This is a genomic window from Cohnella abietis (genome assembly GCF_004295585.1).
Classification (GTDB): domain Bacteria; phylum Bacillota; class Bacilli; order Paenibacillales; family Paenibacillaceae; genus Cohnella; species Cohnella abietis.
In genome coordinates this window covers 2,038,292-2,058,109 of the sequence record NZ_AP019400.1, presented here as the reverse complement: position 1 = coordinate 2,058,109, position 19,818 = coordinate 2,038,292, and the positions used below count along the sequence as shown (strand labels likewise).

The window sequence follows — 19,818 nt, the reverse complement described above, 5'->3', positions numbered from 1 at the left end:
TCAAAGACCGGACATTGCAGGATGTGACGACCTGTTTATCTTTTGGATGCCATTTTCTCATGAGGAAATCATATTGTTAACGGCTTGTAAATGGCTTGTTAATTCTTGATTGTCATTTAACATAATCTGACTTCATCTTTATCACTCATGACGATCCCGAATGATCTATACTAAACGAACAACAAGTAAACCGGCTTCACTGTTTTTCGGGTGGCTGTAAAAGCCTGTATCGTGCTATCAGATGAGTATAAAGCTACTGGTTACCGAATAGAGTGGAGGTAGCGAATAATTCCCCGCAATGAGAGCGTTATAGGCAGAGTTAGACTGTGGCAGCGGATAATTCCTTAATTCCGTTCATAAAACACGAGGCTGTCTCAGAAAGAAATACCTTCTGGGACAGCCTCTTTTTCTTACATTTATGATTTAATATCAAAAGTAAAATCATCGTCAGTCATTGGTTCTACATGGATAGTCCGCACATACCCGTTTCCTTTTTTAGAGAAAAAGTCATGCTGCTTCGTACGAGTGCTAATCCCGTTAAATACGATAGGATTAACGTCCTCCTCCGGGAATACAGGATCAAAGCCCATATTCATGAATGCTTTGTTCGCATTGTAACGAATGAAGGTTTTGACTTCTTCAGCCAAGCCGATAGATGAGTACAGCTCATCCGTATACTGCTCTTCATTCTGATGCAGAAACATTAGAAGCCCGTGTAGAACCTCGTAAGCATCCTTCTGCTCGTCCTCATCAAGCTTAGCGTAAACCTCTTGTGCAAGAACGCCAACATATAAACCGTGAATGCTCTCGTCCCGCAAAATAAGATCGATAACCTCGCCGCTGCTTGTCATCTTGCCCTGTCCAGCTAAGTAAAGAGGATAGAAAAACCCGCTATAGAACAAATAGCTTTCTAGTAGAACCGATGCTGCCATCGCCAAAAACAGGCTCTTAGACGAGTCTATATTATTGTAATATTGCACAATCGTGTCTGCTTTTTTCTGCAGTCGTGGATTGTTCTCCACCCAACGGAACACACTGTCGATTTCCTCTGTTGTTGCAAGAGTAGTGAAAATACTGCTATAGGATTTCGCATGGATCTGCTCCATCATCCCCATGAACCCAAGCACAGCTTTGCGCTGAAGCCCCTCTACATGCTCTAGGATCCTCGGCATTCCAACTCCGCCCTGTACAGTATCTAGAAGTGTCAAACCTCCCAGAACCTTCATATACAGCTCACGCTCTTGCTCACTCAGCATCATCCAGGACATCTTATCGTCAGACAAAGGAATTTCCTCATCTGTCCAGAACTGCATTATATTCTGATTCCAGAACGTAATCGTAAAATCATCGTCTGGACGGTTCCAGTTAACAGCTTTCAAAGCACACATTTATTGCATACCTCCAATTTACTTATACCGAGCAAGTAATGCATTCTTCTACGGACAATCTGTTCGTACGCGTATAATAAAGCGATTTAAGGCCCTTCTTGGCCGCATATACATACAATCGCGATAGCTGTCTTGTCGTTACATCACTATTGACGTGAAGCACAGTCGAAATCCCCTGATCGATATGGGGCTGAATTTCAGCGATAAGATCAATAACCTTGAATTGATCCATTTGGTAAGCCGATTTATAGAAGAAGAAATTATCGCGGCTTAGGAATGGCATCGGATAATAAGTAGTCGAATTCGCATAAGTACGCGTCTCAATCGGCTCTACGATAGGCATTACGCTCGATGTCGCATTCTGAATATAGGAAATGCTTTGGGTCGGTGCAATTGCCAGTCTGTAGGCATGATATAAGCCATTCTGAGCAACATCCGCCTTCAGCTTCAGCCAATCCTCAGGAGATGGCACTGCAATCCCTTCAAACAGCTGCTTAACCTTCTCTGTAACTGGACGATAGTCAGTATTGAGATAACGGTCGAAGTAAGTTCCCTTGGCATACTCAGAGCGTTCAAAGCCTTGGAAGGTAACGCCAGTAACGCGAGAGATGTCTGAGCTTTTCTCCAACGAATGGAAATTCATCATCATGAAGAAGGTACGAACGAAATCACGTGCCTCTGGGCTTTCATAAGCAATCTTGTTCTTAGCCAGATAACCATGCAGGTTCATCGCGCCAAGGCCTACCGAATGCAGCTCTGCGTTCGCTTTAGCTACGCCAGGAGCGTTAGCAACTGTAGTCATATCGCTAACTGCTGTTAATGCAACAATGCCTTCATGTACCGATTCTTTAATCTTGCGTAGTCCCATAACATTCGCGATGTTCAAGGAAGCAAGATTACAGCTAATATCTCTACGGATCGTGTCTGGCTCGTTATAATCGCCAATATCCGACGTTTCTTGTAGTTGGAAAATTTCTGTGCAAAGATTCGACATTTTGACGCTTCCGATGTCCTTCAAAGCATGAGCTCTGTTGGCATTGGACTTGTTCATGATGTAAGGATAGCCGGACTCCAATTGGGTCGTAGCAATCTTGCCAAGCATGTCACGCGCACTCATAATGACTTTCTTCTTCACACGATCGTCAGCAAGCAGCTGATCATACATTTCATCTATGTTCAAATCGTCCAAGTGCTCTCCGTAAGCCTTGTACACAGTGTAAGGTGCGAACACATATAACGGCTCGTTCTTCTCAGCTAGCTCATAGAACTTATCAGGAACGATGAGTCCGATCGACAAAGTTTTTAGGCGTGTTTTCTCATCGGCATTAATTTTCTTGCTGTCCAGAAACTCCATAACATCCCAACCGAAGATGTTGTAGTAGCCTGCGCCAGAGCCTTTACGTTGTCCCATCTGATCGGCATACGAGAAGGCATCCTCCATGAGCTTCAGGACGGGCATAATACCCTTCGCTGCGCCCTCCACTCCTTTGATCGACTCTCCACGTCCGCGAAGCTTAGACAGGTTCACAGCCACGCCTCCGCCGATCTTAGACAGCTGCATGCACGTTCCAACTCCATAGTTGATGGAATTCAAGGAATCATCAACCTCTAACAGGAAGCAAGACACCATCTCACCACGTCTGCTCTTACCTGCATTAAGGAAGGTTGGAGTTGCGGGCTGTAACCGCTGTTCCATCATTGATGAAGCTAGCGAACGAGCAATTGCACGGTCTCCCCTTGCTAGATGAAGTGACACAATAGCCACTCTATCTGCAAAATGCTCCAGGTATTGCGATTTATCGTCAGTCTTTACAGCATAATCCGTATAAAACTTGGAAGCTGCCATATATGACTTAAATTCGAAGTTATAACTATAGGTGATGTCATATATCTCATCGACTTCTTGCTCGCTATATAGTTTAAATACATCCTCGTAAAAATTGTTATCCACCATGTAATGGACCTTCTCGTTGGATGTTGCGAATGGGATGCTCTTGCTGTAGACGTCTTCCATAAATTCTTTAACCGCTTCAATATCCTTATCTAGTTGGAAGAAGCCTTCTGGATCTTTTTGCATTAATAAGTTATTAAGTTCAATGTGACGCAACTGCGCGCACCTCCTGTACAAATCTTTCTACGTCCCGTGTAGTACCGGACAACTCGAATTTACTAATCACGGGTACACCGTACATTTCTGCTATACGATCAGCGCTAAGAGCGAATCCATCTCCCCAGTTACGATTCCCGCTCGCGGATACTCCCCGCATTTTCTCATGATTCCGTTTCAAGAAGGACACTACCTTGTCCGGGACTTGTCCGAAACCAGTTGTATATGTAACTAGAATGAATGACTGATCAACATTGAGGGTTTCCTCGATTTGGATCGACGGAAGCTTTAATTTGTCTATGAACCTCCGTACATTTCCTGTCTTGGAATCATATGCAATTAGCATACATGCATTTCTCCTCTCAATGCTTTAACACAATATGTATAGTTTTAAGATTCAATTTATATCAATATATTGTGTGTGTCAATGATAAAGAGCATTAAAAATAAAAACTTTATCTATTGACTTTTTGGCAACTAAAAAGAAGACTGCTGTAGCAGTCTTCTCTGATAGATTTACCTTTTAGATTAAATTCAATGATACGTAGGAAGAGCCGGACGGTTTAATTTCTCTTGGAGCAATTCCAGCACATTCGCGCTTGAAAGCGGCGGGCTTCCATAATAACCCTGCATCTCGTCGCAACGATGAGAACGCAAGAAATGTAACTGATCCTGTGTTTCTACTCCCTCGGCGATAACCTGTAATTGTAGATTATGTGCCATTGCAATAATGGCCGCCACAATAGCTGCATCATTAGTATCCTGCTGAATATGTCTAACAAAGGAACGATCTATCTTGAGACGTGCGATCGGTAAGCTCTTCAGGTAATGAAAGGAGCTATATCCCGTTCCAAAATCATCAATGCTAATGTTTACTCCAAGCTCCGTCAATTCCTTTAAACATTTAGATGCGCGTTCGACGTCCATCGTCATGCTCTCAGTAATTTCAATTTCCAAATAACGGGCCTTCAAGCCTGTCTTCTCTAAAATACTGGCTACTTTACCTGTTAAATTGAGCTCGGTAAATTGCCGGAAGGACAAATTAACAGACACCGGTATACAAGGCATACCCGCATCCTGCCAAGCCTTATTCTGCCTGCACGCTTCCTCGATGACCCAGTTGCCGAGCGGAACAATAATGCCACTCTCTTCTGCAGCGGGGATGAACTCTCCAGGTGGAACGAGACCGCGCTCTGGATGCATCCAACGAATTAACGCCTCCAACCCTACGATCTGACCAGAAGCCAAATCATATTGAGGCTGATAATAGAGTATGAATTCATTGTTCGCAAGGGCACGTCTCATCTCATGTTGAATCGTCAGCTTGTGCAGTGCAATATTATCCATATCATCTGAATGCAGCATATAGTTGTTCTTACCATTTTCTTTAACCCGATGTAATGCCGTATCCGCTCTCTTCAATAAGGTTCCTGCATCCGCCGAGGCACCCTCGCTCACAGCAACCCCAAAGCTTACCGTGATATGAACCGGAATGCCGCTCAATTCAAACGGCTCCTCCAGAACAGACATCATCGCATCCAGACGTCTATTCACATCTTCACTATCCTCGAGATGATCTAGGCATGCGGCGAATTCATCGCCTTCCATACGAGCGAGGTCACCAGGCTCTGGCAAGCATCTTGTCAGCCGCTCCGCAATTTGCAGTAGCAGCATATCTCCAAAATCTCTCCCAAATGAAGCATTAACTAGTTTAAACCGATCTACGTCCATATAGCATACCGCAAGCCGTGTTCCATTTTTGCCTGCAGCCTTTAATTTTTCCTCTAACCTGTTCGTAAAAAATCGACGGTTCGGCAACCCCGTCATATCATCGTAATACGCCATATATCGAATCCGCTCCAAGGAGCGTTTACGGTCGCTTATATCCTGAATAAACACCAAAATCCCAATGGTCTTCTTCCTTCTGACCAGCGGTGAGGTATGTATATTTAAATCGATAGAATGTCCTTGCTTATGAATGATCTTAATTTCCTGCGAGCATTTCCCCCCTCTTAGTGTCTGTTGGAAAATTTGCCCTGTTATCTCAAGTGAGTCTGCGTCCACCATAGTAGCGAACTGTTGACCGGTCATATCCTCTTTGGTGTAACCAACCATCTCAGAAGGATCGCGGTTAATATCAAGAAATCTGCCATGTCGGTCTATAACCGCAAATACAATCGGACTATCATTATATAAAGAATCCAACAATTCAAGCTGATAGGAAGGAGCGGAGGACGCAATCATCGTGCGCCTTCGTGCGGACAACCAACCCAATGATACGACGCTTGCGGTCAAAACTACGCTGGCAACAATACCTGCCAACCAAAGGCCATTATTGGACCATCCGTTCACAGGCGACTTCCTTCCCCCATTATGGGACATTGTTCAATAGTCGTATTTCTTATATTATAGAACAATCTCCCGGGATGTATAGTATTTTCCAAATTCCAATTGAAATCATACCCTTTAAGAGGGAAAACTATATTGCTTGTGTGTATTCTTTAAGGAATCTATTTCTTTGCGTTAGGACGTGCAGAAATCGCCATACAAATCCAGCCTGCAATAAACGCAACTCCTCCAATAGGAGTTATTGCACCAAGTATTTTTAAACCACTGAACGCCAAAGCATAGAGACTGCCAGAAAAAATGATAATACCTATTAACAGCAATCTTGCTGCCCATATAGCAAGCTTTTGCGAGGGCACACGATCCATTAACAAGGCAATCAGCAAAATACCAACAGCGTGAAACATATGATACTGGACAGCAGTATCGAACACATCCATAGCATCCGCTGATAATCGATCCTCCAGCATATGTGCGCCAAAGGCACCTAAAACAACTGAAAGCATAGCGGTAAGAGCCCCGATTCTTATATACTTATTCATATAGGGTTAATCTCCTTGTCTTAATTTGTTGTAACACTTTAACTATAATAACGTTAATGAGGTGGAAAGTCATGAGTGAGCACATCGATAATCATGAACAATTTCAGAACAAGAACGCCTTCACGCCTATTCATGATCAAGGGAGTATTCCATTAAAGCATAGCAAGCTTGGAATCGTATCCTTTATTTTATTTCTCGTAAGTGTCGTCGCTTTTATCGGCGTCTCTATCGGTGTCGTTATTCTGATGTCTAAAGACATTAATTTTTCAACAATGTTTGATTCAAATGGAGAATTAGCAATAACCGAAGAAGAGCTTCAAGATAAATTCAAACCGCTACTCGGCTATTTATTCCTGTATCCACTCATTCTCATCATTAACGTTATTGGAATTATTCTCGGTATTACCGGACTTGTACGTACAGGGTATAAAAAAACATTTCCCATTCTAGGTACGGTTTTTAATGGTTTAGCCCTTATGGCAATACTCGTCCTCATGGTTATAGCCTTTGCCCAAAATAATCTTGTCTGAAAATGAGAGAGCGAATACGGCAATTAGAAATTAGAACACCTACGGCAATAGAATCCTGATCAGCTTGTAAGAGGCAAGGCAACAGTGCTCCTCACCTGATTAGGATTTTTTTATTGAATAAACAAGCAACTTGTATACACATCCTCGAAAGAAGGCTTTGTGATGAGCGTATATTCGAAATTTATTCGTGATCTCTTCCTTAACTACATACTTGGCTCAACAATAGCTGTTCTAGGAGTAGGTAGCTTGTTTATTTTCTCCTCTCTGCAGATTCCATCTGTGGAAATTTGGAGATTAGCTGGCATTCTGTTCTCATCTCTGTTAATTATGGTTACTTGTGAGCTGCTTATACTCTATCGTCACTTGACTCCAATTCGTGCGCTATTCCAGAAAGAGCATCACACCCTTGAAGAGCTGCAAGCCAGCTACCTCCAAGTCCATCGCTTCCCCTTGTTAGCTGTCAAAAGAATTTTCGGACCGCATCTGCTCGGTTTATCTGTTCCTGCAATGAGTTTGGCATATATTTTCATCCGTCTAGAATGGATCAGTATTCCCTACTACTATATGGGACTAGCAGCTGTTGGCGCTTTGCTGGTCGCTTCCCTACATGCGATGATTGAATTTTTCCTTAATGTACAAGCGATTAGACCGATGCTCAGCTACATCCACAGAATGGCCGAGGATAAGTTTGACGTGGCTATTTCCTTGGATGGCCGTGTATTAGTGTCTATTCAGAAAAAATTTCAGCTCAGTGCTTTTCTAATTGGTACATTCCCTATGTTCCTATTCGCGCTCGCTGGTCAAATTCGCTTAAATAACCTGTCCGGGGAAAATAGTATGGAATATTGGAAGTGGGCAGCCATCATTCTTGTTACAGGAATCGCTTTCTCTTCTTTAGGCGCTTGGCTGCTATCACGAGACATTCAGACGCCTATTCGCACCCTATATGAATTAATGGGCGGAGTGCAGGAAGGGAATTTTACGAAGCGTGCACCTGATTTATATTCTGATGAATTTTCCAAGCTGGTATCGGGCTTTAATCATATGCTGGAAGGGCTCAAAACACGGGAAAAGCTGAATGGGCAGCTTTTACAAAGCTATTTTACGACGCTGGCTGCTGCACTTGATGCGAGAGACACTTATACAGCTGGTCATTCTGAAAGAGTTGCCAGGTATTCCGTTCAGATCGGGATGCTTGCTGGAATGAATCGAGTGGATTTGGATATTTTGCAGAAGACAGCGCTGTTGCATGATATCGGAAAAATCGGGGTTAGAGATGCGGTATTGTTAAAGGAAGGGAAGCTCACGGACGAAGAGTTTGATGTCATTAAGCTGCATCCCGTCCTCGGGGAGAAAATATTACTACAAATCGAGCCAGCAGAAGCAATGGCTGATTTGTTGCCTGGCGTGCGCTCCCACCATGAGCAATATAACGGCAGGGGCTATCCCGACGGCTTGTCCGGAGAAAATATCCCCTACATGGGCCGAGTCATTGCCATTGCGGACGCATTCGACGCCATGACATCGGACCGCCCCTACCGAAAAGGCATGTCAATGGAGAAGGCGATCAGCATCCTCGAGTCAGGAAAAGGGGAACAATGGGACCCCCTTCTGACAGGTTTATTCGTCGAATGGGTGAAGACGAATTTGATTATGGAGCTGGACCGTGGGCAAGACGAGCTCGACCTCGGCAAAAAGGAGCTGGCCTAGCGGCAGAGCGGTGGGGTGCGGGTTAGTCAGGGATTTAATCCGGCTAGCGCACCCTCCGTTCTCTATTGTTACTGTATTCGCGGATTTACTCCTGTTTGCGCACTCTCCGTTCACTATTGCTACTGTAGCCGCGGGTTTACTCCTCTTTGCGCACTCTCCGTTCACTATTGCTACTGTATTCGCGGATTTACTCCTCTTAGTGCACTCTCCGTTCACTATTGCTACTTTATTCACGCATTTACTCCTCTTTGCGCACTCTCCGTTCACTATTGCTACTGTAGCCGCGGGTTTCTTCCTCTTTGCGCACTCTCCGTTCACTATTGCTCCTGTATTCGCAGATTTACTCCTCTTAGTGCACCCTCCGTTCTCTATTGCTACCGTAGCCGCGGTTTTATTACTCTTAGCGCACCCTCCGTTCACTATTGCTCCTGTATTCGCAGATTTACTCCCCTTTGCGCACTCTCCGTTCACTATTCCTACTGTAGCCGCGGATTCCCTCCTCTTTGCGCACTCTCCGTTCACTATTGCTACTTTATTCGCGGATTTACTCCTCTTAGTGCACTCTCCGTTCTCTATTGCTACTTTAGCCGCGGATTTACTCCCCTTTGCGCACTCTCCGTTCACTATTGCTACTGTATTCGCGGATTTACTCCTCTTAGTGCACTCTCCGTTCTCTATTGCTACTTTAGCCGCGGGTTTCCTCCTCTTTGCGTACCCACGTTCCACTACTGTCACTGTTGCGGGTTCAGTATCATTCCGTTATTGCGTTGCGATTACTATTAATAAATAATTTCATAAAATATATAACAGAAAATGTAAAAATAAATGGAGAAGAGCAAACTAAAAAGAATCATTGAAAAATATCAAAATACATTGTTAAGCTCCTAACAAAATGTAATAGTTGCTCACGAATTCATGAATACACACAAAATTAAAGCAGCTACACATAACAGTAGCTGCTCTAATCACTCTATGCTTATGCTTCCGGGAAGAGCGCTGTTGTCGAGAGATATCGCTCGCCTGTATCTGGAAGAAGTACAACAATCTTTTTATCTTTATTTTCTGGTCTTCTAGCCAGTTGTAATGCAGCAAATACGGCAGCACCCGAGGAAATCCCTACTAGTAGACCTTCGTTCCTCGCAAGCTGTCTTGTAGTTTCGAATGCATCTTCATTTTTTACTTGAATGATCTCATCCACTACAGCTCTATTGAAATTATCGGGTACAAACCCCGCTCCGATTCCTTGAATCTTGTGCAGCCCCTTGGTCCCTCCAGAAAGAACGGGCGAATCAAAGGGTTCAACTGCGATGATCTTTACTGTAGGTTTTTTGGCCTTGAGAACTTCACCTACTCCTGAAATTGTTCCTCCTGTACCAACACCACCGACAAAAATATCAACTTCGCCATCTGTATCTCTCCAAATTTCTTCAGCAGTTGTTTTCTTATGTATGTCTGGGTTAGCTGGATTTTTAAATTGCTGTGGTACATATGAATTAGGAATTGAAGCAGCAATCTCTTCGGCTTTCTTAATGGCACCGGACATGCCTTCTGGCGCTGGGGTTAGAACTAATTCTGCACCTAATGCAATTAAAATCTTTCTACGCTCGACGCTGAAACTTTCAGGAAGGGTAATAATTAATCTATATCCTAAGGCTGCCGCAGCAAATGCAAGACCTACGCCTGTATTTCCACTGGTTGGTTCTATTATTATGGAGTCTTTATTTATATATCCTTTTTCCTCTGCGTCTCTAATCATAGCCAACCCAATTCGGTCTTTAACACTCCCAGCCGGATTAAAATACTCCAATTTAGCGATAATCTTCGACTCCAGCTGATGCTTCAGCGAAAAGTTAGTTAGCTCTAATAATGGGGTATTCCCCATGAGATCTGTAAGGTTCTTTGCAATTCTAGACAAAGTTATCCCTCCATCAATGTTAATTCCAACTACATTAGTTGGTTTTATGTTTTTAATATATCATTAATGGTAAATAAATACAAAAAATTAGACCCACTACATTGAAACACCAATCAATCGTGCACTCAATGGTGCACGCTATCTGACGAATTATTATGCCTTTTTTGAATGGCGTGCATTCCCATGATCACTGCTACAAGCTCATAAACATCTAAATCTTCGCTTTGATTGTCCAGAACAAATGCTCCTGAAGAAAACCAGCCTTTTACTTTTTGGAAACTAGCAACAAGCACACCAGATTCATCGGATATGCTATATTCCCTTGAAAATGCCGGTGATAGGATATCATAACTGCCTCGTCCTTCTGTTTCATACGTGTATTTCTGGGTGAAAAACGCAAACCTGCTTCGCAACACGCCCAGCTGCCCCCCATCGGCACCTGCAACCTTCCATTTTTCAGAGAAGTTTGAAAACCTTCCGCCACACTTTAACTGACCATCCTGACCATAAACATCTATCGCAGAGCCAAAAGTGCTCTTCAAATCTAAATGACCAACCTTTTCTTCCTCTGTATTCAAAATGTCCGTAACACCCGCATTAAAAAAATTGTCCCGAAAATATAGATTCAATTTACCCACCTCCTCTGGAAAAATGCGATGCAGAGAGTAACCTATCAATTATTAAAGAGGAACGAAAGCTGCACCAAACGTGCTCCAGCACAAAATATCCATTTCTCTTCCATTATCTTGGAAACCAGCTGGTACTGCAATAGCTGGATATCCTGCACTTATTTATCAAGCTGCCACATTAAAATAAAAAAGCCATTGCACAGGTCGACTACTCCTGTACAATGGCTCCCACGCTCTACTTCACGATTATTTCCGTGCGGCTGTGGCCTTCTTTGGTTTTGCTCACTTCTAGTATCGCAGGGAACGCCTGCTTCAGCTCCTGAACATGGGAGATGACCCCGATCATGCGACCGGATCGCTGAAGGTCGATCAGCGTCGTGATCGCTTTGTTCAAGGAATCCTCGTCCAATGAGCCAAAACCCTCGTCAATGAACATCATCTCGATGGATACACCGCCCTGATAAGCTTGGATAACATCCGTCATCCCAAGAGCCAAACAAAGCGAAGCGTTAAATTTCTCTCCCCCGGACATGGACTTCACATCCCGGTTCTGTCCGGTATACGAGTCATAGACGTCTAGACCAAGACCGCTCTGCTTCCCCCGAATTTCCAAGCGTTCGCTACGCTGCAGCGTAAATTGACCGTTGGACAAATCTAGCAGCCTAGCGTTCGCTGCATGAAGAATTTGCTCTAGAAACTCGATCAATATGTAGCGCTCGAACGATATTTTTAGCGGATTATCGCCCTTCAGCATCTGATAGATGTCCGTTACCTGCTGCTGCTTCAGCTCCAGCTCTTGGAACTGCTCTAAAGCCTTCGTAATCGCAGTCAGAAGTCGCTGCGCCTCTTGCCTATATCTCTGAGCAGTGAGAAGCTCAGAGGTAATTTGCTCTAGCTGCCCCTTCAACCCGACAATCGCTTCTTGAAACAGCGCCAATACAGGGCGAGCTTGGCCAGCTAATTCCCTCTCAAGCTCAGCAATCTGATGGAGCAGGGAAGCAAGTAAGGATTTGAATTCCTCAATGAGTCTACTTAGCTTATTCCTATCCGACTCAGGCAGCTTTGAAGCAATATAAGATTCTGAAGTCTCAAACCCAGATCGGGCAAGCTCCTCATCAAACCGCACATTACTTTGCTTGCTTTGCTCGATCGATTCTTCTAGCTGAATAGCCATCTGTCCAGCATTCGCCTTCTCCTCGACAAGCCGTGTTTGCGCCTGCTGTAGCAGCTTCTGAGCATGGCTCCACGCTTCATTGAGCTTCTTAGACAAAGCTGCCTGCTCTTCAATCCGTGCCATAAGCTGCTGAGGTAATCTTAACGACTCTGGAATTCGGTCTAACTCATTGTTAAGCACAGATTCCTTCGCACTTCTATCGACAGAAAGCTCATGCTGACGAGCAAGAAGCTGCTCCCGCTCAGCTTGGAGCTTATCAAGCTGAACATCCAGCTTCTCTCCTTCCTGTCTTAGCAGCTGCAATCTTTCCGCCTGCTGCTTCAGATGATCCGTTTCCGCACGAAGCTGCTTGCCCGCTGCCTCTGCCCCTAACAATTGTTCTGCAAAAGGCTCCCCAGTTATCCCATATTCGTCAATATAAGAAACCCGTTCATTCCTGCCAGTACCCGCTGCAGCTGCCTGAGCCTTCGCTTCACTTAGCTCCTGCTCAGCTTTACGCAGCTTTTCCTTAGCCGCTTGAAGCTCTTCCCTTGAAGGAATAGTTGAAATGGATATCGCCTTCTGAGGGTGCTCCTCGCTACCGCACACAGGACAGGGCTTACCGTCATGCAGATGAGTAGACAGAAGGCCTGCTTGGCCTTCAAGCCACTGAGACTCTAGCATGTCATGAGCCGTTCTGAATCGCTGCGCTACCTGCTCCTGTTCAGCCTCATGCTTGGCGAACTCGGCAATGCGCTTGTCTAGGTCTGACAATTCCTTCAATAGCTTGTATTTGTTTTTCATCCGCTCATATTGCTCTAGCTTATCCGGTAGATTCGCGGCTTCCGTCTCCGCAAGCTTGAGCTGCTCGGCCTTGCTTCGCTTTTCTTCACGCAATGCTACAAGCTGCTGCTCCACTGTGTCCTTCTTAGAGGAAATCAGCTTCTCATCTGCTTGAAGCCTTGCCACCTCAAACCTGCGTTCCTCTAGCGTAAGGACCACTGGCTTAAGCTCCACTAATCGCCCAAGCTCAAGCTCCGCTTCCTTACGTTCCGGTTCAAGCGCTGCTTCAACCCGATGCTTCTCTTCCGCCGAAGTATATCCACGCTCCGCATCCGACACTTCCTGAAGCTTTCGTTCGTGTTGCGCTCGTTTCAGCTCCAGCTGACGCTTAGCAATGATCGCCTGTTCCTCGTAGGGCTCTAATCTAGCAGCCTGCTCTGCCAGGTGAACAAGTCTTTCACTCTCGCTCACCTCAGATTTCCTAGCGTCCAATTGCTCCAGCTGAGTTCGCTTCTCTGCGAGCTGCGCAAAGCGATTTTCCAGAGCGAGCGCCACATGAAGAGCAGCTTCCTGCTCATTCAATCGCTTGGTAATTGTTATTTTCCCAAGCTCAGCTTCAGATGCCTTAGCCTCGTAATAACTGCTTTCCTGAACCAAGCCTTCTGTCACCTGTACCATGCTGCTAAATTCCTGCTGCAAAGTAGCCGTCAGTGAGCTTTCTTCCCGTTGTGGCAATGTTTCCTGAGCCTGCTTCACATAAACTTCCTGCATCGCCTTAGCCTGCTTAAGCGCATCTTGAAGCTCGCGATGCTGCTGCTGGAACCGATCCTCTAGCTTCTGATACAATCCCGTCCGGAAAATACGTCGCAAAATCTCCTCTTTATTTTCCGTATCCGAGGTCAGTAATTTGCGAAATTCACCCTGTGGCAGCATAACAATCTGGCTAAATTGCTCCCTTGTCAGCCCAATGACAGATTCCATTTTCGTATTGACATCTGATACAGTAAACCTATCGATACAAGGAACTTCCGTTCCCGACGTCGTCTCATAGAGCTCCGCTTTGCCACCTGTTTCACTCTTGTTCGAGCCCCGACGATGCGCCATCTGGCGAAAAATACGGTATGTACGCTTACCTACCGAAAAATGATAATCAACCGCCGTATAAACATCCTCTGCCGCAAAATGACTACGTAGCATCCTTGTTTCTGCTCGATCCTCACCGCTAGCCGTTCCATATAAAGCAAAGCAGATAGCATCGAAAATCGTTGTTTTGCCTGCCCCCGTGTTACCGGAAATAACGAACAAGCGTCGATCCTCAAGTAAGCTGAAATCAATCGTCTCCGTATCGCGATAAGGACCGAAAGCGGTCATGCTTAATCGTATCGGCTTCATCCCGCTCCCCCTTCCTCACGAAGCACGTTGGCATAGGTTTCTGCGAATAGCTTGTGCTTGTCGTCTGACAACGGAACACCCTTAACCTCCTGATAAAAAGCAGCGAATAGCGCCACTGGATCCGCCTCTCGCCTTGCCTTAATCTCGCTATCAGCCTCGTCGGTTCCACCCCCAGTAACTACGGTTACTTTACGTTCAACATGAAGCGCATTAGGGTACACCGCACGAACCTTCTCCATTGGAAAAAGAACCGGGTTATCATTCAGCAGCGTAACAAACACATAATCCTCGCATATCGCATGCCGCTCAATTTCCTCGATGGGAGCAATGACACGACGCATGTCCCGACGTGGCTTAAGCTCTCTTTTATCCACAGTAACGGCACCTGCAGCATCTATTTCTACAATTAAGAAGCCCTTGCGATGGATTTCCTCAGATATCGAATATTTCAGTGGGGAGCCCGAATACCGAATTGTCTCATCCGATACGTGATGGGCTTGATGCAAATGACCGAGCGCCGTATATTGAAAACACTTGAAGTACTCAGAATGCACATACTCCGCCCCACCAATGGATAAAGGTCGTTCGGATTGGCTTGTATTTTCCTCAGGTCTCGCACCAGGCGTTACGAAAGCATGTCCAACGAACACGTGTCTAGCGGCTGGATTCATCGAAGCCTTAATCCGCGTCACAATTGCATTCATAGCCTCGTCATGAGTACGGATTTCTTCGTCTTCGAACGTGTAACGAACCTGTGCTGGATCCGCATAGGGCACAAGGTGGAAATGAACCTCTCCATGCTCGTCCTGCAATACAACTGGCTTGATCGTTGGCTTCAGCTGACCTACTAAATGTAGCCCTCTGGCCTCCATGATAGCCGTCCCGAAGTTAAGTCGATCCGGACTATCATGATTGCCAGAAATAGCAAGCAGCGGCGTGTTCAGTTCAATTACAATTTTCTGGAACAGCTCGTCCAACAAATCGACCGCATCTGTAGGAGGAATTGCGCGATCATAGAGATCCCCAGCAATGACAACGGCATCCGGGCGCTCTTGCTCAACCACTTCCAGCAATTGCTGTAGCACGTAACGCTGATCCTCCGTCATATAAACGCCCTGCACAAGCTTTCCTAAGTGCCAATCAGCCGTATGTATAAATTTCATGAGGTCATCATCCTCCTAAGTTATCTTGATTAGCAGGCTCTACCGGGGATGACTTGATGCCTATTGTCAGCTTCTTAGTACTCTTCACCGCAGCCTTCTCTGAGCTCTTCTCTTTGCGCTTTTCATAAATTTCATGAAGCCACTGCTTAACGGGGGCTTTCCAGAGCTGGTTTTTGGCGGGAATATTTTTGATTAGGCTTAGCGGATTGAGTCCCATTTCCTTAGCTATACGAATATCCTCATCATTCAGGCGGCACAATTGCTTCGCTTCTTTCCACTGTTCAGCTTTCTTTTCTTTATTTGCCATACTATTCAACACCTTTTCCAATTTATTGTCATTAGTCTTTATAAGTTTTGATGGATGAGCAGGTCTTTGAATTTTATCACATAATAGGAACGATTAAGTCCACTTTACCCACAATTATTATAGGAAAAATGGTCACACAGAGCCAGTTGCTTCCTATTTATACACATCGTTTGGCTGTACCTGAATATATTGATTAATAAACATCCTTTAAAAAATAAAGCGACAGGGGGTTGCCCATGAATCATCCCTCGTTTATTCTCTCCCGGGAAGATTGGTCTTTGCACCGCAAAGGCTATCAGGATCAAGCTCGTCATCAACAGAAAGTCCGTGACGCTATTAAGCAAAATTTGCCCGATTTAATTTCCGAAGAAAATATTGTTATGTCAGATGGGCGCCAAATTATTAAAATCCCCATCCGCAGCCTGGATGAGTATCATTTTGTATATAACACGAACAAGAAGAAGCATGTCGGGCAAGGTGATGGGGAAAGCCAGGTCGGTGATGTAATCGGAGTTGATCCCACTCCAGCAGGTGGTAAGGGTGAAGGCGCTGGCTCGGATCCCGGGGATGACGTGGTTGAAGCTGAGATCTCTATCGCTGAGCTTGAGACGATGTTATTTGAAGAGCTTGAGCTTCCTTACTTAAAGAAGAAGGAAAAAGAGCAAATCGAAGTGACTGATGTTCGGTTTACCGACGTTAGGCGCAAGGGCATCATGTCCAACATCGATAAGAAACGAACAATACTCGAAAACCTGCGGCGCAATGCAAGAGACGGGAAATCCGAGATTGGTGGCATTAGCCCCGATGATCTGCGTTTTAAAACTTGGGAGGAAATTGTTAAACCGCAAAATAACGCCGTCATTCTAGCCATGATGGATACATCCGGCTCGATGGGCAGCTTCGAAAAATATTGTGCTAGGAGCTTCTTCTTCTGGATGAATCGGTTTTTGAGACGGCAGTATGAGAAGGTTGATATTGTATTTATCGCTCATCATACGGAAGCGAAGGAAGTGACTGAGGAGGAATTCTTCACTCGCGGCGAAAGCGGTGGCACCATCTGCTCCTCAGCTTATGTCAAAGCGTTGGAGATCATTGACTCACGATATCCTCCTTCACTGTACAACATCTATCCATTTCATTTCTCAGACGGGGACAACCTGACGAGTGACAATGAGCGTTGTGTGCGACTCATTAAAGAGCTGCTTGAGCGCTCTAACATTTTCGGCTACGGGGAAGTAAATCAGTACAACAGGAGCAGTACACTTATGTCGGCGTATAAGCATATAGAGCATCAGCAGTTTCTGTACTATGTCATTAAAGAGAAAGCTGAGATCTATCAGGCGTTGAAAACTTTCTTTCGAAAAAGAGAAGGTACGGCGTGACACAAAAAACCCGCTGGATGTACATTACGTGCATTCAGCGGGTTTTTAGGTTTTTATAACAGTTTATTTATAGAAGCTCTTCCATCACCTGATCCAACAAACAAATCCAAGCTCCACTCGAATGCTTCAGCTGGCTTCAAGATATGAGCCGTTCCGTTGCCTAAAGCCCGCGATAAAGAATCGTAATAGCCAATACTAGGCTCCAGCGCAATGGCAGATCTGTCATTAACTAATCCCTCATCAATCCAAATCCCTAAGTAAGGAACAGCATCTGGACAGACGGACATAAGGAGGAAATCACCCGTCTCCTCTCCTTGCAAGCCGCACCAGCCCTCGGAAACATTACCTTCTGCATAGAACTTTCTTCCATCACCAACCGGTTCAGGTAATACAAGATCATGCTCTGTCCAATCGTACTTAACCCCGGCCGACAGCTTTTTGCCTCCATATATACATAACATGTCCTTAATGGAATCCGGCAAAAGTATTCTTGTCTTCTCTGAGACTTGGAATTGAGGATGTGGCACCCATAGGAAGGGCAGACTTGCAGTCCCTTTATTCTCTACGTGATAACTCATACGTATTTGATTAGCAGAGAGGAAGGTTATTCTTCTGCTCAATTTATAAGGAAGACATACGCCATCCACCGTGCAAGTGATCGATTCGTTATCCGCTTCACAATGCCAAGCGAGTGACCAAACCTCCCCATGATCAGGTAATGCAATAGGCTGCTCTTGATCTATAACACAGTAATCTATTGTCGGGAAGCATTCATCCCAGCCGCTCATGTCACAATCGACGAATCTTGAGGCCGGGTCAGGCTTTTCCAAGGAACGCTTCCCTGGATCAAGCAGCCATTCTTTACCGGATTGCTTATAGACTATTGAGACAATCTTTGCGCCGAGCTCGGGCACTAACTCCAGCTTAATATCATCGCTTTCCATAATATAAGACTCGTAGCCTTTATGCTTGCTCTCACGAATGCTAATATTCACACTGTCCATCCTCTTAGGTCACCTCTAATTTTCCAATAGTAAGCTTTTAAGCTCATACGGACAATCTTGTTGCTTTATCCCAGCGATATACAATGTAGGCAAGTAGCATTCCAATTAACGAGAGTAGAGCTCCAACCCATGGTAATGCAGGTAAGCCTAAATGCGTGATAACCAGTCCTCCAAGAAATGCCCCGCCTGCGTTCCCGAAATTCAGAGCAGAGTGGTTGGAAGTAGACGCTAGAGCAGGTGCATCCTTAGCTAGTGACATGATTCGAACCTGCAAGCCTGGAAGGACAGTGAAAGCAGCTACTCCCCAGATGAAAATAGTGATGACCGCAGCCACCGGAATTTCATCTATCATAGCAAACAAAGCGAGAATAAGGGAAAGTGCTCCAAATCCTCCTACTAAAGTAGGCATGAGCTTCCAATCTGCAAGCTTACCTCCGAGAATATTACCGATCGTGACTCCAAATCCGAAGAGGATTAGAATCCAAGTCACACTATGCTCTGCAAAACCCGTCACGTCTTGAAGCAGCGGAGCAATATACGTAAATACGGTAAACAAGCTAGAACATCCAATAGCCCCAGTAAGCAATATCAACAATAACTTAGGCTGCATTAGCGCACGAATTTGCCGAATTGCGCTTGACGATTTGTCCTGACGAACGTCGGGGATAAGAGCCATGATTCCTATTAATGATATGACACCCATAATGACAACTGCACCAAAGGAGGATCGCCAGCCTAGATTCTGACCAATGAAGGTACCTAGAGGAACACCAACAATATTGGCTACCGTCAAACCCGCCATCATCATCGAGACTGCTGCCGCCTGTCTATTAGGACGAACCAAATTAGCCGCAATGACCGATCCCACACCGAAAAATGTCCCATGGGCTAAGGCACTAATTAGTCTAGCCACCATTAGAATAGTATAGCTGGGTGCAACGGCTGCAATGACATTACCAATAATAAAGAGAACCATTAACAAGCAAAGCAGTTTCTTCTGGGGAAGCCGATTAGTAGCAATCGCTAATATTGGAGCACCAATTGCCACACCAAGAGCATAGCTAGTAATTAACTGCCCCGCCTTTGGGATACTAACGCTTAGGTCATTTGCTACATTCGGTAAAATGCCCATTATAACGAATTCGGTCATTCCGATCGCAAATGCGCCTGCTGTTAAAGAGAATAGTGCCAACGGGAAGCTACCTTTTCCCGACTGTGCGACATTCTCATGTGTAAGCTGTTGATTCATTTCAATTTCTACCTTCCTTCTGACTGACAAATATGCCTATATGCCATTAGATAATAGACACTCGCTAAAAGCAAGTGTCTATTAGATAAGCGCTTAATGATATAGCATATTATGCAGTTATGTAAAGAGGTAGTTTAGTCGTTCCTGGAGTCACGAACGTTTCCCCGCCAACAAGAAAACAGGCCGTCTTGTCTGGCCTGTTTCAGTACGATGATATA

At 45.0% G+C, this 19,818-nt stretch carries 16 protein-coding genes; 4 read left to right on the top strand and 12 right to left on the bottom strand.

The window, feature by feature from the left end; all coding sequences use genetic code 11:
• Window positions 1-416 precede the first annotated feature (416 nt).
• The 5 genes from nrdF to KCTCHS21_RS08465 form a co-directional block, all read right to left on the bottom strand.
• Window positions 417-1,388: a class 1b ribonucleoside-diphosphate reductase subunit beta gene (gene nrdF, locus KCTCHS21_RS08485; protein WP_130606759.1), complete on the bottom strand. Its 972-nt coding sequence runs from the start codon at window positions 1,386-1,388 to the stop codon at window positions 417-419.
• A gap of 22 nt (window positions 1,389-1,410) precedes the next feature.
• The gene (gene nrdE, locus KCTCHS21_RS08480) at window positions 1,411-3,495 is read right to left on the bottom strand and encodes a class 1b ribonucleoside-diphosphate reductase subunit alpha (protein ID WP_130606757.1); all 2,085 of its coding nucleotides are present in this window, start codon (window positions 3,493-3,495) and stop codon (window positions 1,411-1,413) included.
• Window positions 3,482-3,841 carry a class Ib ribonucleoside-diphosphate reductase assembly flavoprotein NrdI gene (gene nrdI / locus KCTCHS21_RS08475; RefSeq protein WP_130606755.1) on the bottom strand — a complete coding sequence of 120 codons (360 nt, stop codon included), beginning with the start codon at window positions 3,839-3,841 and terminating at the stop codon, window positions 3,482-3,484. The genes nrdE and nrdI overlap by 14 nt, the downstream gene beginning before the upstream one ends.
• 188 nt (window positions 3,842-4,029) lie before the next feature.
• Window positions 4,030-5,877 carry a putative bifunctional diguanylate cyclase/phosphodiesterase gene (locus KCTCHS21_RS08470; RefSeq protein ID WP_170211421.1) on the bottom strand — a complete coding sequence of 616 codons (1,848 nt, stop codon included), beginning with the start codon at window positions 5,875-5,877 and terminating at the stop codon, window positions 4,030-4,032.
• A gap of 128 nt (window positions 5,878-6,005) precedes the next feature.
• The gene (locus KCTCHS21_RS08465) at window positions 6,006-6,383 is read right to left on the bottom strand and encodes a DUF423 domain-containing protein (protein WP_130606753.1); all 378 of its coding nucleotides are present in this window, start codon (window positions 6,381-6,383) and stop codon (window positions 6,006-6,008) included.
• Between the two features lie 71 nt (window positions 6,384-6,454).
• Here KCTCHS21_RS08465 and KCTCHS21_RS08460 point away from each other — a divergent pair, with 71 nt between their 5' ends.
• The 3 genes from KCTCHS21_RS08460 (at window position 6,455) to KCTCHS21_RS30705 (ending at window position 9,413) form a co-directional block, all read left to right on the top strand.
• The gene (locus KCTCHS21_RS08460) at window positions 6,455-6,913 is read left to right on the top strand and encodes a hypothetical protein (RefSeq protein ID WP_130606752.1); all 459 of its coding nucleotides are present in this window, start codon (window positions 6,455-6,457) and stop codon (window positions 6,911-6,913) included.
• A 162-nt stretch (window positions 6,914-7,075) separates the two neighbouring features.
• Window positions 7,076-8,623, top strand: a complete 1,548-nt coding sequence (locus tag KCTCHS21_RS08455) for an HD domain-containing phosphohydrolase (protein WP_130606750.1) — start codon at window positions 7,076-7,078, stop codon at window positions 8,621-8,623.
• The gene (locus tag KCTCHS21_RS30705) at window positions 8,580-9,413 is read left to right on the top strand and encodes a hypothetical protein (protein WP_145988929.1); all 834 of its coding nucleotides are present in this window, start codon (window positions 8,580-8,582) and stop codon (window positions 9,411-9,413) included. Before KCTCHS21_RS08455 ends, KCTCHS21_RS30705 begins: the two co-directional genes overlap by 44 nt.
• Before the next feature lie 186 nt (window positions 9,414-9,599).
• On the opposite strand, the gene cysK is transcribed toward KCTCHS21_RS30705, so the two are convergent.
• The 5 genes from cysK to KCTCHS21_RS08425 all read right to left on the bottom strand — a co-directional run bounded on the left by cysK (window position 9,600) and on the right by KCTCHS21_RS08425 (window position 15,965).
• The gene (gene cysK, locus KCTCHS21_RS08445) at window positions 9,600-10,538 is read right to left on the bottom strand and encodes a cysteine synthase A (RefSeq protein ID WP_130606746.1); all 939 of its coding nucleotides are present in this window, start codon (window positions 10,536-10,538) and stop codon (window positions 9,600-9,602) included.
• A gap of 125 nt (window positions 10,539-10,663) precedes the next feature.
• A complete protein-coding gene (locus KCTCHS21_RS08440; protein WP_331871959.1) occupies window positions 10,664-11,176 on the bottom strand; it encodes a hypothetical protein in 513 nt (170 codons plus the stop codon).
• A 226-nt stretch (window positions 11,177-11,402) separates the two neighbouring features.
• Window positions 11,403-14,495: an AAA family ATPase gene (locus KCTCHS21_RS08435; RefSeq protein ID WP_130606742.1), complete on the bottom strand. Its 3,093-nt coding sequence runs from the start codon at window positions 14,493-14,495 to the stop codon at window positions 11,403-11,405.
• On the bottom strand, window positions 14,492-15,658 hold the full coding sequence (locus KCTCHS21_RS08430; protein WP_130606740.1) for an exonuclease SbcCD subunit D: 1,167 nt from the start codon (window positions 15,656-15,658) through the stop codon (window positions 14,492-14,494). Before KCTCHS21_RS08430 ends, KCTCHS21_RS08435 begins: the two co-directional genes overlap by 4 nt.
• 7 nt (window positions 15,659-15,665) lie before the next feature.
• Window positions 15,666-15,965: a hypothetical protein gene (locus tag KCTCHS21_RS08425; RefSeq protein ID WP_197726514.1), complete on the bottom strand. Its 300-nt coding sequence runs from the start codon at window positions 15,963-15,965 to the stop codon at window positions 15,666-15,668.
• Between the two features lie 236 nt (window positions 15,966-16,201).
• Here KCTCHS21_RS08425 and yhbH point away from each other — a divergent pair, with 236 nt between their 5' ends.
• Window positions 16,202-17,347 (top strand): sporulation protein YhbH, encoded by a 1,146-nt coding sequence (yhbH, locus tag KCTCHS21_RS08420; protein WP_130606738.1) that lies wholly within the window; start codon window positions 16,202-16,204, stop codon window positions 17,345-17,347.
• Window positions 17,348-17,400: 53 nt separating this feature from the next.
• Here yhbH and KCTCHS21_RS08415 read toward each other — a convergent pair whose 3' ends face one another.
• Entirely contained in the window at window positions 17,401-18,342 is a 942-nt protein-coding gene (locus tag KCTCHS21_RS08415; RefSeq protein WP_130606736.1) for an aldose epimerase family protein, read from the bottom strand.
• Window positions 18,343-18,394: 52 nt separating this feature from the next.
• A complete protein-coding gene (locus tag KCTCHS21_RS08410) occupies window positions 18,395-19,600 on the bottom strand; it encodes an MFS transporter (protein ID WP_130606734.1) in 1,206 nt (401 codons plus the stop codon).
• Between the last annotated feature and the right edge of the window lie 218 nt (window positions 19,601-19,818).

What these genes read in the sequence shown, in the direction of transcription:
- KCTCHS21_RS08410 (WP_130606734.1), bottom strand. Translation starts at nt 19,600, where the DNA reads ATGAATCAACAGCTTACACATGAGAATGTCGCACAGTCGGGAAAAGGT.
- yhbH (WP_130606738.1), top strand. Translation starts at nt 16,202, where the DNA reads ATGAATCATCCCTCGTTTATTCTCTCCCGGGAAGATTGGTCTTTGCAC.
- KCTCHS21_RS08435 (WP_130606742.1), bottom strand. Translation starts at nt 14,495, where the DNA reads ATGAAGCCGATACGATTAAGCATGACCGCTTTCGGTCCTTATCGCGAT.
- KCTCHS21_RS08430 (WP_130606740.1), bottom strand. Translation starts at nt 15,658, where the DNA reads ATGAAATTTATACATACGGCTGATTGGCACTTAGGAAAGCTTGTGCAG.
- KCTCHS21_RS08460 (WP_130606752.1), top strand. Translation starts at nt 6,455, where the DNA reads ATGAGTGAGCACATCGATAATCATGAACAATTTCAGAACAAGAACGCC.
- nrdF (WP_130606759.1), bottom strand. Translation starts at nt 1,388, where the DNA reads ATGTGTGCTTTGAAAGCTGTTAACTGGAACCGTCCAGACGATGATTTT.
- KCTCHS21_RS08425 (WP_197726514.1), bottom strand. Translation starts at nt 15,965, where the DNA reads ATGGCAAATAAAGAAAAGAAAGCTGAACAGTGGAAAGAAGCGAAGCAA.
- KCTCHS21_RS08455 (WP_130606750.1), top strand. Translation starts at nt 7,076, where the DNA reads ATGAGCGTATATTCGAAATTTATTCGTGATCTCTTCCTTAACTACATA.
- KCTCHS21_RS08470 (WP_170211421.1), bottom strand. Translation starts at nt 5,877, where the DNA reads ATGTCCCATAATGGGGGAAGGAAGTCGCCTGTGAACGGATGGTCCAAT.
- KCTCHS21_RS08465 (WP_130606753.1), bottom strand. Translation starts at nt 6,383, where the DNA reads ATGAATAAGTATATAAGAATCGGGGCTCTTACCGCTATGCTTTCAGTT.
- nrdI (WP_130606755.1), bottom strand. Translation starts at nt 3,841, where the DNA reads ATGCTAATTGCATATGATTCCAAGACAGGAAATGTACGGAGGTTCATA.